This window comes from Paenibacillus sp. NPDC093718, from assembly GCF_050279985.1.
Lineage (GTDB): Bacteria > Bacillota > Bacilli > Paenibacillales > Paenibacillaceae > Paenibacillus_AQ.
On the sequence record NZ_JBNNUS010000004.1, the window covers coordinates 526,253 to 541,444 of the forward strand.

Genomic DNA, 15,192 nt, shown 5'->3' on the forward strand with positions numbered 1-15,192 from the left:
AGAAACGGCTTTAAAAATCAGCCGTTTCTACCCCTCATACACTTATTATGAATTACTTGTTTTGTGCCTTCCACTCATCAAACTGCTTTTGAGCTTCAGCGATAACTTTGTCAATTCCAGCATCCTGGAATTTTTGTTTTGCTTTTGGCAAGTATTCTTCAGGATCGATGGAGCCGGTGTACAGCGCAGGAATGAATTCCTTCGCTACGTTGGTGATGGCCGCAACCTCCGTTTTTACCGGAGCCGTGTCGAAGTTAAAGCCGAACGTAGGAGCTACCACAGCCGAGCTGTTAAACTTCTCGAATGCTTCCCACTTGTCTTCAGGCTCGCCTTCATGAAGATACGTCAGGAACATATTGCCGAGCGCAAATCCAGGCATGGCATAGTTTTCCTGCATAGCAGGCATATCTTCGATGTATGGCCCTTCAAGCTTCTTGTAGTGCGTGCCTTCCAAACCGTATTGAATCATATTGCGCAGTTTCTCATCCGTATTCAGCAGGTTCAAGAACATCATCGCCCGCTCCGGGTTTTTGGAGTAAGAAGAAATCGCCATCATCGAGCCCGCAGCGGAGCTGGTGTAAATGACTGGATCGTGCATCGGTCTTGTCACAATGTCATATCCCGCGTTTCTGGACCAGCCGAGCTCCGCGTATGGTTGTGTAATCTCGCGGTCCACGAGCCATTTGCCGGTTTTGATGTTATCAATCCCGTCGAGCGTCGCTACGTCCTCGCGTACATAACCCGCTTTATAATATTTGCGCATCGTGGTCAGAGCCGATTTCAGTTCAGGTGAATCCAGCAGATTCTCAAATTTAAAGTCTTTGGTGTCAAGGTACATCCCGATCGGAATTTCATCGCCAAGCGGGAAGTCGACCGGCAAGTAAGGCTTAAAGCCTTTCGGTACGGCAAGCGGCGTAATGTCCGCAGGCTCGTTCTCTTTAATCGTTTTCAGAAGCGGCTCCAGATCCTCAAGTGTTGTCACCTTGGAAATGTCCAGGTTGTACTTATCCAGATACTTCTTATTGAAGCGCCATACAAACTGCTGTGCCAATTCCTTGTTAGCCGGGATGCCATAGTTCACGCCGTTGACCTTCGTTCCTTCCAAGAAACGAGGATCCAATGTTTCCTTGATGCCTTTTCCATACTGATCAAGCAGGTCATTCAGCGGCTTAAACGCGCCCTTCGCTGCATTTGGAAGATAATCGAATGCCCATGAGCTAGTGAAGGCGATGTCGTAATTCTCGCCGGAGCTTGTAATAACCTGCATCCGCTGGCTGTAATCGCCCCAGTCGATCATGCTGATCTCGATCGTTGCATTGATTTTTTCCGTCAAATATTTATTGATTTCCTCTTGAACTACGGGAAGATCCTTCTGATTAGGCCCGATCATGTACATTTTTAGTTTGACCGGATCCAGCTTGGAAACATCGACCGTGCCGTCGCTCTGAACGGCTGCCTCTTCCTTCGCAGGCTCGCCGGACTTAGCGCCTTCCTTGCTGCCACAAGCCGACAATACGACCGTCAGCAGAAGCACAAGAGCAAGGGACAGTATAGAAACCTTTTTCTTAAACATGTGTTTTCCCCCTGTATCACTTAATGGTTATTGCTATATTGACACCGCTTACACACTTGATACATCAAAGCCGGATTTCTCCGGCAGTGTGCGATGCGGGTACAACCATATAAAATTAGCCTTTGACCGAGCCTACCGTCAGGCCCTGGACAAAATATCGCTGGAAGAACGGATACGCCATAACAATCGGCAGTGTCGCCAATACGACCATCGCCATCCTTACCGTCTCTGTCGGCAGGCCGGCTGCTGCATCGAATGAACCGATATTCTGCGCATTCTGCGTCAGGAAGTCCATATTCTTCTCGATCTTCATCAGCATGAACTGCAGCGGTGGCGTCGCCTGTGGATTGTTATAATACAGCAAGGCATTAAACCAGTCGTTCCAGTAACCCAAAGAGCTGAACAAACCAATCGTTGCAATCCCCGGCAGCGAGACCGGCAGCACGATTCGGATAAAGGTCAGAAACTCGCCGGCGCCATCGATTTTGGCGGACTCGATAATTTCATCCGGAATCGTCGTTTGGAAAAAGGTTCGCATGACGATGATGGAGAACGCGCTCAAGGATAAAGGAAATATCAACGCCCAGATCGTGTTTTGCAGATGCAGGAACTGGGTCATCACGATATAACCAGGTACCATACCGCCCGAGAACAGCATGGTAAAGAATGCAAGGAAGCTGAAAAAGCCTCGAAATTCAAAGTTTCGACGGGACAATGCATAGGCATAAGTCGTAACCAATGCCAGACTCACCAGTGTCCCCAGTACCGTAACCAGGAGCGTTAAGCTGAATGAGGACAGCAGCTCGCCCCCCGTTTCAAAAATATATTCGTACGCCGCCGTACTGAACTGACTCGGCAGCAGCCTGAAGCCTTCCAGGACCAGAGTCTGTTCGTCGGTCAAGGAAATAATAATAACAAATAGAAACGGAAAGATACAGGAGAACGAGAAGAGGCCGATCACGATATTGAAAATCGTATTCCACAATGGGGAGATGGCGTTGTAGTCTCTCTTCTTTGAACGCTTTGCCGGCTGATTCGCGGTTTGCGTTGATAGCTGCGTCATGAACGGTACACCTCCCTCGGATTAGAAGATTGCATGATCTTTTTCAATTCGTCGAACGATATAATTGGCGACTAGAATCAGAACCAGCCCTACAAGCGATTGATACAAGCCCGCTGCCGTACTCATTCCGATGTCCCCCATATTGATCAATCCGCGGTAGACGAAGGTATCGATAACATTCGTTACCGGGTAGAGAGCGCCCGAGTCCTTTGGAAGCTGATAGAACAATCCGAAATCGGAACGGAAGATGCCCCCGATTGCCAATATGGTCAGTATGATCATAAGCGGCTTCAAGAGCGGTATCGTAATGTACCGCGTTTGCTTCCACTTGTTGGCTCCATCGATAACAGCCGCTTCATAATAAGACTTGTCGATCCCTGTAATAGCTGCCAGGTAAATCACGCTGTTGTAGCCCACGCCTTTCCAGATGCCGACAAAAACGAGAATGAAGGGCCAATATTTAGCTTCGGCGTACCAGCTGATCGGCTCTCCCCCAAAATAAGTGATGATTTGATTCAACGTCCCTTTGTCTACGCTCAAGAAGGTGAACGCAAAATAACTGATAATAACCCACGACAAAAAATGCGGCAGAAACATGCCGGTCTGATATACCTTGGCCGTCCGCTTGTTGACAAGCTCGCTTAGCATGATCGCAAAGCCCACCGCAATGATCAGGCCCAGGATAATAAAAGCCAGGTTGTACAGAATCGTATTTCTCGTAATGATATAGGCATCATTGGTTGTAAACAGATATTCGAAGTTTTTGAACCCTACCCATTCGCTGTTGAACACGCTGGCAAAAAATCCGTTCGGGCTTATACGGAAGTCCTTAAACGCAAGAACGGTGCCGAACATGGGCAAGTAAGCAAAGATAAGAAACCAGATGGTTCCGGGCAGTATCATCAGCAGCATAAACCGGTTGCGTATAACCTTTTTGATGAACCCCGACATGAGCACTCCTCCTCTTCCCCGTTAAATACAAGTGATGCGACTGTTCTAGAAGATCCCCCATGATCAATACGGCTATTCTATCACTCGCCCTTAACTACATTCATTGTGCCAAGTAAGCGCTATCGCGCTCAAGTTGAAAAATACTAGAACGGGATGGATAAATTAAAGAATCCCCAGAAAATAACAAAAAACAGGCCAAAGCTTATCAGCCCTGAGCCTGCCACAAATGGTTTACGGTTAATTTAGATCCGATACATGGATCTCATTTCGGTTGGAGACACGCCCGTATATTTTTTGAACTGCCTGTAAAAGTACGAGCTGTCCGTATAACCTACGCTGAACGCAATATCCGCCGTCTTTTGATCGGTATGTAACAGGAGCTGCGTGGCTTTCTCGATGCGGTACTGGTTCAAATAATCCGAGAAGCTTGCTCCGACCTCCTGCTGAAAAAGCTGCCCCAAATAATTCGGATGCATCTGCAGCCGCTGGCTCAGCGTCTTCAGGGAAAGCTCTTCCGGATAATGGTGCTGCACCTGCTCTACAAGGAATGAGACATGCAGGCTATAGCCCTGATCGGCTTCTTTTAGACGCGCAAGGCTGCGTTCGACGATACGCCATACATGATTTCGGAGTCCCTGGAGCGTATTAATCCGGTGCATTGGCGTAAATACCTCGCTGTAATCGGGATTTTTCTCCATATCCTTCGCCGCGATCATCAGCTGGACTGCCGCATTCAGGCAGGTTCCCCGGGGTACCGTCGGCTCCCCGCTGCCGCCGCCGAGAACAGACTCGATATAGGCTTGCAAGGAGGGAACGTCTCCCTCGATCAGCAGCTTCGCGAACGTGTCGGGACGAGCGGACGACGAAGAAGCCTGAACGGTCCCCGGTTCCGCAGGCGGACTGTACAGGGTCATGTCATCTCCGGCAATCAAGTAGGCGTTGAAATGGCCCTTCGCCTTCCTGTAGCTTTCCTGAATGTCTTTGAAATCATTGAAGCCCGCATTCCCTTCGGAGCACCACATGCGCAAACCGGTCAGCTCCCGCAGCTTGGCCATGGCATTGCTCATGCCCTGCCGCGCCGCATCCTTCCGTTCATTCATCGCGACTGACATCACAACGATGTCGTCATCCGCATCAGGGAAGCAGATCACCTCATGATCTCCCCCAAGCTCTTCTGAGAAAGCTCGGCAAAATTCATCGGCTAGGCTGGTCACGCGATAGAGCTGGGATACCGGGCGTTCGTCGGATATGAGCCGCAAAACATAAACCTGGTATGACACATAATTCAGCGGAATTCCGAGAAGTTCGGCTCTTTGTTTTAATTCCGAGCTTTTGATGTCGCCGTTGACCCATCGCTGCAAAATATTGCTGCGAAGGATCTTCCAATCCTCCTCGGAGCGAAACCGTTTCAATTCCTCGCGCTCCCAATCGCCTCGGATATGCTTAATGGTGGCTTCCAGCTCCTCAATGTTGATCGGCTTCAAAATGTAATTCTGAATGCCGAGCGTGATCCCCACCTTCACATATTCAAATTCTTCGTACCCGCTTAGCACAATGAATTTGGTGCGGGGATGTATTTCCTTTACCTTCTTGATCAGCTCGAGCCCGTTCATTCTGGGCATCATAATGTCCGTGATCAGCAGATCCACGGGCTCTTCCCTCAACCTCTCAAGCGCCTGTAACCCATCGTTGGCCGAACCAGACACATGCAGGTCATAGTCCTGCCAATCCACAATGGTGGCCAAGCCCTGAGCGATCAAAGGCTCGTCATCAACAAAAAATACCTTCCTCATGTCGTCTCCCCCTTGCGAAGCATCGGTATTTCCATGCGGACCTCGGTTCCCTTTCCTTCTGTACTGTTTATAGTCACTCCGTAATCGTTCCCGTAGTTCAGCACGATTCGTTCATGAACGTTTATCAGCCCGATCGAACGGTGGCCCTTTTCGGGAGGCTGGAGAACTTTGTTCAGCGTGCCGCGGATTTGGGTCAGCTTTTCCTCCGAAATCCCCGTTCCATTGTCCGATACGGTGATCACGACCCGGTCCCCTGCCCCATGAGCTCGGACTGAAATTTTATTGTTGTCTTCCAGCGGACGAAATCCGTGAACGAAATAGTTTTCCACGATCGGCTGAACCAGCAGCTTGATAATGCTGGCACTTTGGATTTCCGGATCCACCTCGATCTCCGTCTCCAGCCGACCGTCATAGCGAATGCGGAACAAGTCGAGATAAACGGAACACATGTCCATTTCCTCTTCAACGGTAACCACCGTGCTTTTCTTTACCATGTTCTTGAACATGACCGACAAGCTGTATATCATTTGCCCCACTTCCTTGGCCCCCACAAAGTACGCCTTCATGCGAATGGATTCAAGCGTATTGTATAGAAAATGGGGGTTGATCTGGGATTGCAGGGCAACCAGCTCCGCGTTTTTTTGCTTGATTTCGGAGGTATACATTTTATCGATATATTGCTCCAAACGGTCGCCCATGTCGTTAAACCGGCGGGAAATCTGCTGAAGCTCGTCTTCGCCGGACATTTGAATGCGCGTCGACAGATCCCCTTCGCCGATCCGGTTCATCGAGCGGATGATCCGCTGCACTTTTTTGGAGAACTTGCGAACGATCGTAAACGTAATCGCAAAACTGGCCGCCATAAACACCAGGGTGACCAGAATCAATCCCGTTCTTAAACTCTCCGTGCTCTCTTCGATCAGGGATTGCGACACAATGCCCACCACCGACAGTCCCGCATTGCCGACATTCAAGATGTTCACCTTGGAGGGTTCGTCCAGCTCCACCCAGTCCCCGGCTTTTTCCTGCTCCAGGTGATAGGGATAGGTTTGACCGTAGTACTCATCCTCCGAATCGTAAATCACGGTTCCCTGTGCGTTCAACACCAAGATTCGGCCTTTTACCGAAGCACGGCTCTCCAGCCAGGATGAAATTTGCCGGGCGTCGAACTCCACATTCATCATCCCCACCCGATTCAGGGTCCACGGGTCCTTCAGCTCTCTCGAATAGGAATACGATCTTGGACTGGAGCCTCCGGATGAACGCGAAGACTCGTTTTGAGGCATGGTATCCCAGCTGTGCTGCTCCCGGCGGGCGAACCAGGTCTCCCACTTGTTCTTGGAGCCCGCTTCATTATTCAACTGCTGGTTGGTCCGGCTGATATGCATGTAAAAATTGTTCGGATAGCTGTAGATCGACACGCTTCTGGCGCTTGATTCCTGCTCCAGATAATTTTTCAGCAAAGTATTGAAAGAGCGCAAACGCTGTTCTCCCGTCCTGGTGTACAAATCCAGCCGGTATTTCAGGTAACTCTCATATTCGTGGTTCAAAAAGTAGATCAGCTCATCGCTCAGCGTGGCATCTCCGTAAATCTGCTGAAATATATTCTGTATGCCCTCATACTGACGGCTTAAATAAATGTTCAGAACATGCGCGGATTTAAGATTCGCATCGGTCTGCTCGCGGAGTATGCGCTGCGTCTGGTATTGATAAACCAGGGTTGCCGCAATCGCGAACAGCACGATCATGACGGTCGAATACAGCACAACGATTTTGTTGAACATTTTTCGCTTCAGATGATTTAAATAGAATTGGCGCAGTCTGAAAATATGAAACACACCCTGTTCTATAATGGTCGTCACTTCGGCACCCAGTGTACACCCTTTCCGTAAACCCGGCAATTGAAATTTGCATCTTTATGAAGCTCAAAGCAATAAATCACGCGCTTTCCGAGGCCCACGAATCGGCACTCCGCTTCATGCCGCCGAACGCGGCATAAACGTATTCTAGTATGGAATTGATGAATTGCGAAGGCAGCAAGGAGTGGCATCCCGTTCGTTCTGACCGAACGGGAAATGGAAATACTACACTACGTTTGGAATGGAACGGGACAAGTCAGCTCACTGTATTTATGATATCGAAGCGCAGAGGAATGCCCCGCGATGTGTTGAATATCTATAGAGAAGAGAAGAAGAGAGGTTGCTAACAACTCGTTAATTACGAACGTTAAATCATAATTGAAAGAGGATATGAAGGATGAAACTTCAATCACTATTCAATGAATATTTAAATCTAGAATTTAATAGAGGATTACCGTCCGTTTCATTGGACGACTTTGAATATGGAATTCCCAAGTATCCGAACGTAATCGAATTTTTCAATGAGGAGGCCCGGAGGATCTACCTGTAAGCCGATGCATGGCCATTCCACAAGGAATGGCCCATTTGTTATGCACGACTATCGGGGCGCCATCTCCCGATCATGCTTGAAGTAACTTCATCTCATCCAATCGTTGCTACTCTTTTGAAATATTAATTTTGCGGGCAACAGGGGCAGCTTTTTCCTCCTCGATCGTGTCGATGACACTGTCGATCACAGATCGAGAAGCAAGCAGCCATTCCTTGACCGCGTTTTTTACATGCTCCTTGGTTTGATGTCGCTCCAGATTTTCCAACAAACGCTCCACTCGAAACAGATTTTCCATCACTCGTTCCCTCCTAAACTCTGCGCTTCTCATTTATCCTCAACCTTTCCTTGTGCTGTCAATTCCCGTTTGCCAAAACGGATGATAAGCCGGTCCTTCGCATACCTCGCACCTATAACTTCGCGGCCCATCAGCGTTCTTGGTAGAATGACCTTGCGTTTATAGGCGCCTGCATCTACGGTCAATTCGTCACCTGTCTGCGTTAAATCCAGATCCGCCTTCTCGACAAAGGGAATGGAAAGCTCCAGCAGCATATCTCCGTCCTCCTCCCGGATCGTCTCCGTTCTGCCGCGATACAACATGGCAGAGGGAACCTGATTTCCATAAACGACATCCGCTAATTCTTCAAGAATAGGGAGTCCGATAACTTCCTTTTGCATCATAGGTGCCTTCAAAATCGGAAGCGGCTGAAAGTTCAACACGATTTCTTCCTCATATTTCTTTTGAATGTCCCGCCAATGTGCGAAGAATCCTTCCCCTGCCTCATCCGGCAGCACCCGATTAACGATAATTGCATCCGTATTGAAACCGAACAAATTCAAATAGGTAAAGGAGCGCTTTGCTTCGGCAAGCACCATCTTCTCCGGATTCAGCACGATCCTGACCGACGTGATCTCCGGGTCCAGAACGAGCCGCTGCATTTCCTCCAAGCCGCGTGCTAACCGCTCAATGCTGTCCAGCACGTCATCCGAAGGAAGATCAATATCCTTTACAATTTTGGCCACGGGCCGCACGATCTTGATCAATTTGCGTTCGGTCGGGAATATCTTCTCCAGCCACCAATTCAATATGTTTGGATAGCTAAGCAGCCGCAGCGTCTCTCCGGTCGGGGCGCAATCCACCACCAGTACGTCGTATTGCCCGCTTTCAGCGTGTTCCTTGATTTTCAGCAAACTGAAAAGCTCCTCCATGCCTGGGAACACAAGCATTTCTTCTGTAGTGACATCTTTAAGCTGCGCTTTGTCGAGTAATTTCGTGATCCAGCCCTGGACGGTTCCCCAATTGCGCTCCGTCTCGCGGATCGCGTTCACTTCCTGCCCCCACAAGTTGTCGCTGATTTGGACGGGATCCGGTCCGATCGGTACCGCCAGCGAATCTGCTAAGCTGTGTGCCGCATCTGTGCTGAGAATAAGGGTCCGTTTGCCTTGTTTGGCCATTTTCACTGCCGTCGCCGCCGCAATACTCGTCTTGCCGACGCCACCTTTGCCTGTGTAGATGATGATCCTCATATCCATCCGCTCCTTTTAGTACGATTTCGTAGTAAATAGCCGGAAGAATCCGGCTTGAACCGGTTATTCTTCAATCTGAATCTTTACGGGATGACGCTTCTTTTCTTGAAGCGTTACAGGTCCCCCATCCTGGAAGACTCTGGCTGCCTTGAACAGTAGTGTCGTGAATTGCTCCATTTCCTCAGGCGTAAATGCCGTCTCCAATCTGCTCAGCATCGCCATCATGATTTGCTCCCACTCTTTTGCCAGCTGCATACCTTCCTGCGTCAGCGTGACGAGCTTAACCCGTTGATCTTGTGCAGACGTAGCCCGTGCAATCAAGCCTTTACGTTCAAGCCGTTTAGCTATGCTTGTCATCGAACTTAAAGGTGCCCCCATCTCGGAGGCCAGCTGCGACATCGTCAAATCGCCACGGAGGAGCAAAATAAGCAGCGTTGACATATCGGAGCGAGTCACTTTTTGTTCGAGCTGAAGCGTATCGGTCATAAAAGCAAACGGACGCAGACCGGTCTTGAGGAAGAGGTCATATAGGTGTTGGATACCGGTCACTCCTTTTCGTACGATTTCGCAATAATACGTCTGCGCTTATTTTAATACGATTTCGTAATAATTTCAATCACCTGCTGATTTTTTAATACGATGTTTTTATTAGCAGGTAAAACCTATGATTGACAGCACTTCATTCTCAGTGTTACATTGATTCCCAGTCATTACTACGAAATCGTATTAATATTTTGTTGGAGGTGCATGGATATGGATTGGAATAGTATGGTTTTGGCAATGGCCGGTGTCATCGGCGGCGGCACGGCAGTGGCACACGGCATTCTCATGAAACGGGTGATCATTAAGCCGATGGAGACGGTTTTGGAAGCGGATGGGCGAATATCTGCACCGCTGCAAAGGCTTGGGATGCTGCTTTTACATTTCAGCACATTCAACTGGTTACTCAGTGGGCTCTTTTTGATTGCAGCCGCGATCTGGTTCGGGCAGGAGGCAAGGCTCGTGACGGGCCTGCTAGCCGGCAGTTCTTTTCTGTACGGTGCAATCATCTCTTTTTGGGTAATGCGTCGCCTTCATCCCAGCTGGATCTTGATGACCATTGCGTTCATTCTGACCGTCTTGGGACTAACGCTGCAATAGGCTCTAGTATATAGGCCAACATTATATAAACCCGAAATTATGGGACCCAACCAAAAAAATGGTACCTATCCTTCTGATTATGCAATTCGATAGAATAAAGATGTTCTTCGGGTGTAAGCGTTTTACATTACGCACATAGTCTGGGAGAATCGACAATTTTTTTAAGGGAGGGTATTTTATGAAGCGATCTCAAATTTCGGAAAGGCGGTATAGGCAAAAGTTATTGAGTTTGTTCTTAGCGGTCGTGATGCTCGCCGCCATCGGCCTATTGCCGACTTCGAGGGTTCAGGCAGCTGAGGCTGCTGGAACCACCATTACCTCAATGTCTTACTTCTCAGCTGCAGACGGACCTGTCATCACAAAATCAGGAGTTGGGCAGGCCAGCTACGGTTTTGTCATGCCGCTGTTCAACGGAGGCTCTGCCACCTGGAATGATGTTGCCCAGGACCTGGGAGTAAAGGTGAAAGTAAATGGCAGCTGGGTCGATATCGACAGTGTCGACAGCTTTGTCTATAACCAGAACTGGGGCCACTGGAACGACGGCGGCTTTACCGGCTATTGGTTCACGCTCTCCGCAACAACGGAGATTCAGCTGTATTCCAAAGCCAATGGGGTCACGCTTGAATATTCACTCGTCTTTGAAAACATCAACAAAGCAACCATCACGGCGATGACCCCGACGCAAGGACCGCAAATTACGGCAGGTTTTACGGGCGGTGCCGGCTTTACCTATCCGATATTCAATAATGATCCGGCTATAACCTATGCCGCCGTAGCGGATGATTTGAAAGTGTATGTAAAGCCCGTAAACAGCAGCCAATGGGTCGATATTGACAACAATGCAGCCAGCGGCTGGATCTATGATCAGAACTTTGGTCAATTCACCGATGGAGGCGGCGGCTACTGGTTTAACGTCACGGAGTCGATCAACGTCAAGTTGGAATCGAAGACCTCTTCGGCTAACATCGTCTATACCATCACCTTTAATGAGCCCGCAAGAAACTCTTATGTCCTTACGCCTTATGAAGCAACGACCTTTACAGCTGATGCGAGCGGCGCTATCGGCATCCCGCTGCCTAAGATTGATGGAGGCGCCCCAATCGGCACCGAGCTTGGCAATTTCGTATACCAGATTAACATCAACGGGCAATGGGTGGATTTGGACAATTCGAACCAGAGCGGATTTGTATATGCCGCTAATGGCTACAATAACATGTCCGATGCCAATCAGTGGGGATATTGGGCCGACCATATCTATGGCCTATGGTTCCAGCCGATCCAGGAGGATATGCAGATCCGTATCGGCTATCCGCTAAATGGGCAGGCCGGTGGCAGTGTGGGCAGCAATTTTGTCAACTATACCTTGATTGGCAACCCGGATGCTCCGCGCCCGGATGTAACCGACCAGGAGGATATACCGATCGGAACGCCAAGCGACTCTGCCATCGAGGGCATGAATCTCATCTGGCAGGATGAATTTAACGGGACCGCACTTGATCGTAGCAAATGGAATTATGAGACAGGTTATTATCTCAATGACGATCCCAATACCTGGGGTTGGGGCAACTCGGAACTGCAGCATTATACCGATCGTGCACAAAATGTTTTTGTACAGGACGGAAAGCTTAATATCAAGGCCTTGAATGAGCCAAAATCCTTCCCGCAGGATCCTAGTCGGTATGCACAATACTCCTCCGGCAAAATCAACACCAGAGATCATTTCTCTCTCACCTACGGCCGAGTGGATTTCCGTGCCAAGCTGCCTACCGGCAACGGCATCTGGCCTGCGCTCTGGATGCTTCCGGAGGATCATGTGTATGGGACGTGGGCATCCTCCGGAGAAATCGATGTGATGGAAGCAAGAGGACGCTTGCCTGGTGCGACGAGCGGCGCCGTACACTTTGGGGGACAATGGCCGACGAACCGGCATCTTTCCGGCGAGTATCACTTCCCTGAAGGACAAACCTTTGCCAATGACTATCATGTCTATTCGGTCGTCTGGGAAGAGGACAATATTAAATGGTATGTGGATGGCAAGTTCTTCTTTAAAGTAACCCGCGACCAATGGTATTCCGCAGCCGCGCCGAACAATCCGAACGCCCCATTCGATCAGCCGTTCTACCTCATTATGAACCTGGCGATCGGCGGTACCTTTGACGGCGGCCGGACCCCGGATCCGTCCGATATCCCTGCAACGATGCAGGTGGACTATGTCCGTGTTTATAAAGAAGGGCAAGGCGGTGGCCAGAATCCAGGAAACGTGTCTGTTACCGGCGTAACGGTGAATCCGGCCACGGCACAAGTGGAAGTCGGGCAAAGTGTTCAACTAAACGCCAGCGTGGCGCCGTCCAATGCAACGAATAAGCAGGTCACGTGGTCGGTTGCGAGCAGCGGCATCGCATCCGTGAGTGCAAGCGGTCTCGTGACTGGGCTCGCTCCGGGCACGACAACCATCACGGCGACAACCGCTGACGGCAATAAAACAGCCAGCGCCGCGATTACCGTTGTACCGGCGCCATCCACCGTGATCGTCATCGGTGATGAGGCGAAGGGCCTGAAGAAGATCGGCGATGACTTGCTGTTCTATGTCAATGGCGCGACCTTTGCCGATTTACATTATAAGATCAATAATGGCGGGCAATTAAACGTAGCCATGGCCCCAACGGGGAACGGCAACTATACCTACCCTGTAAACAACCTGAAGCATGGGGATACCGTCGAGTATTTCTTTACCTATAACCCGGGGCAAGGAGCACTGGACACGCCTTGGCTGACGTATGTTCATGGGGTAACGCAAGGAACACCGGAGTAAACCGGGTAAGCTTTGACAGACATGTCGCTGCCGGTAAACCGGTGCCTGCTCCGGGTTGCAATCGCGCAATGTCAATTAAATCAGGGCAAACAGAAGGCCGTCGACATCATCGACGGCCTTTCTTCAGCAGATCAGCTGTCGTTCGTTCTCGGTTAGCTTAATCACTTGTCTTAATATTAATGGTTCACCGTGTTATTTTAGAGATTTAGGAGCTTCTTCATAATACCGATTGATTAAAACCCCAAAGCCTATTACGATTACTTATAAGGATACTTGTCCCGAGGCATAGCTATCCTCAAAATAGAAAAAGCACATTGACTGTAAGCCGCGTGAAACGGGATGCCTTTTGAACGTTTTGTGCGGCTGTTTATAAATACGATCATTCCGTCCCATACTTAGGTCTATCAACAGGTGAGACGAATATCTCTAACCGACTCGTTAGTAAGGGGGAAAGCAGACACATGGAAAAAGAATTCATACTGACGGACAAGCTGTTGACCCTGCTCGATTCCGAATATCGTTGGTTCACCCTTGCTGAGATTGAAGAGCAGCTTGGCGTATCGGACAAAACGATCCGTAAAATTATCGACGAAACCAAGCAGGAGCTCCCTCCTTCAATTCATTTCGAGATTTCGCGGGGAAAAGGCGTCATTCTCCATTATGATAAACGGAATGTCGCGATTGGCGAGGTCATCTCTTCCATGTACAGGCAAAGAACCTTCTACCAGCTGCTCGATGTGCTATTCGCCGGGGGAGGGCGTTACTCCTTGGAAGAGCTTGCTGACAAGCTGTATATGAGCTCTTCCTCGCTGAAAAAGCTGATCATCCGGCTGAACAACCATGAATTGAAGCGATACCATTTGCGCATTGCGTATTCCATGCCTGAGGTCAAAGGCAGTGAAATCAGTATTCGTTATTTTTACTGGAAATTGTTTTACGATGCCTATGAATTTTCCGGCTGGCCATTTGCCGACATAGACCAAGCCCAGATCCATGAGTACATTACGGCGATTGAGTCGGAGAATGACATCGTGTATTTCCTTAATGCCAAGCGAAGCTTGTCTTTTCTGGCGGCGATCATGATTACCCGAGTCCTGCAGGGCAAATACGCGGATGTTCAGAGCGGGCCATATGACTGGGAGAATCGCATGCTTCACGCCTCTGTTGCCGCATTGGCCAGAGCGCTGGAGCAGCGGTACGCCATTCATTTGCCGCTGGACGAAATCCGGTTTCTGCAGGCCATGTTCAGCTTGGGCCAATACAATTATTATGATGAAGCGAAAGTTAGCGCAATGATATCAAGAGAGAAAGCAAATCTGGTGCAAATCGGGGAGGAAAAATATCAACTCCTCAATCATTTCCTCATGCTGGCGCTTGCTGCGTTCCCTGCGATCGATATGAACGACCGGTTCATCTGGGAAATCGGGGATTTCTTCGAGAAGCTCCGGCTGGAAAATGCACTTCCCGATCTAATCGCCATCTCGGCAAGCAGCCTGACGGAATATGTCCAAAGGGATTGCCGCCCCATGTACCAAAGCGTAAAGAGCTGCATGCAGGAATGGAGCCAGCGCTACCCCGGCATGCGGTATAACGACTATCATCTGACGAAGCTGACGCTGTTGATCAGCTCCAGCCTGCGCTATAACAGCAAAAAGGCTTTCCTGCTGATCGGCGAGGAATTCTCCATCCGCCATTACGTCGCCAAGCTCATCAAGAATGAAATCGGTGACGAGTTGATCATCAACACCTCTATTATGGAGGGGCTTACCGATGAAATGATTCAGAAACACGGCATCGATTTCGTGATCAGCACGTTCCCCGTTGAGCTGCATACAGTGCCGGTGGTCATTATTTCAACGATACCGACCAAACGGGATTTGGAAAATATCCGCAAGGAATTAATGCAACCATGAGACCTCATGGTTGC

At 49.4% G+C, this 15,192-nt stretch carries 11 protein-coding genes; 3 read left to right on the forward strand and 8 right to left on the reverse strand.

The window, feature by feature from the left end; translation table 11 throughout:
- Positions 1 to 52 precede the first annotated feature (52 nt).
- From ACQKPA_RS15230 to ACQKPA_RS15265, 8 genes are all read right to left on the reverse strand, one after another.
- Positions 53 to 1,573, reverse strand: a complete 1,521-nt coding sequence (locus ACQKPA_RS15230) for an ABC transporter substrate-binding protein (protein WP_427493459.1) — start codon at positions 1,571 to 1,573, stop codon at positions 53 to 55.
- A gap of 115 nt (positions 1,574 to 1,688) precedes the next feature.
- On the reverse strand, positions 1,689 to 2,636 hold the full coding sequence (locus ACQKPA_RS15235; RefSeq protein ID WP_427493460.1) for a carbohydrate ABC transporter permease: 948 nt from the start codon (positions 2,634 to 2,636) through the stop codon (positions 1,689 to 1,691).
- 21 nt (positions 2,637 to 2,657) lie between these two features.
- The gene (locus tag ACQKPA_RS15240) at positions 2,658 to 3,587 is read right to left on the reverse strand and encodes an ABC transporter permease (RefSeq protein WP_427493461.1); all 930 of its coding nucleotides are present in this window, start codon (positions 3,585 to 3,587) and stop codon (positions 2,658 to 2,660) included.
- Between the two features lie 242 nt (positions 3,588 to 3,829).
- Entirely contained in the window at positions 3,830 to 5,380 is a 1,551-nt protein-coding gene (locus ACQKPA_RS15245) for a response regulator (RefSeq protein ID WP_427493462.1), read from the reverse strand.
- On the reverse strand, positions 5,377 to 7,281 hold the full coding sequence (locus ACQKPA_RS15250) for a sensor histidine kinase (protein WP_427493463.1): 1,905 nt from the start codon (positions 7,279 to 7,281) through the stop codon (positions 5,377 to 5,379). The genes ACQKPA_RS15245 and ACQKPA_RS15250 overlap by 4 nt, the downstream gene beginning before the upstream one ends.
- Before the next feature lie 614 nt (positions 7,282 to 7,895).
- Positions 7,896 to 8,084 carry a hypothetical protein gene (locus ACQKPA_RS15255; RefSeq protein WP_427493464.1) on the reverse strand — a complete coding sequence of 63 codons (189 nt, stop codon included), beginning with the start codon at positions 8,082 to 8,084 and terminating at the stop codon, positions 7,896 to 7,898.
- A gap of 29 nt (positions 8,085 to 8,113) precedes the next feature.
- A complete protein-coding gene (locus ACQKPA_RS15260; protein WP_427493465.1) occupies positions 8,114 to 9,313 on the reverse strand; it encodes an ArsA family ATPase in 1,200 nt (399 codons plus the stop codon).
- Positions 9,314 to 9,376: 63 nt separating this feature from the next.
- Complete coding sequence (locus ACQKPA_RS15265; RefSeq protein WP_427493466.1) at positions 9,377 to 9,862, reverse strand: MarR family winged helix-turn-helix transcriptional regulator; 486 nt, start codon at positions 9,860 to 9,862, stop codon at positions 9,377 to 9,379.
- 204 nt (positions 9,863 to 10,066) lie between these two features.
- Here ACQKPA_RS15265 and ACQKPA_RS15270 point away from each other — a divergent pair, with 204 nt between their 5' ends.
- The 3 genes from ACQKPA_RS15270 (at position 10,067) to ACQKPA_RS15280 (ending at position 15,178) form a co-directional block, all read left to right on the forward strand.
- Positions 10,067 to 10,453 (forward strand): hypothetical protein, encoded by a 387-nt coding sequence (locus tag ACQKPA_RS15270; RefSeq protein WP_427493467.1) that lies wholly within the window; start codon positions 10,067 to 10,069, stop codon positions 10,451 to 10,453.
- Between the two features lie 178 nt (positions 10,454 to 10,631).
- Positions 10,632 to 13,265 (forward strand): family 16 glycosylhydrolase, encoded by a 2,634-nt coding sequence (locus ACQKPA_RS15275; RefSeq protein WP_427493468.1) that lies wholly within the window; start codon positions 10,632 to 10,634, stop codon positions 13,263 to 13,265.
- 461 nt (positions 13,266 to 13,726) lie between these two features.
- Positions 13,727 to 15,178, forward strand: coding sequence for a helix-turn-helix domain-containing protein (locus tag ACQKPA_RS15280; RefSeq protein WP_427493469.1), 1,452 nt, complete (start codon positions 13,727 to 13,729; stop codon positions 15,176 to 15,178).
- Positions 15,179 to 15,192 lie beyond the last annotated feature (14 nt).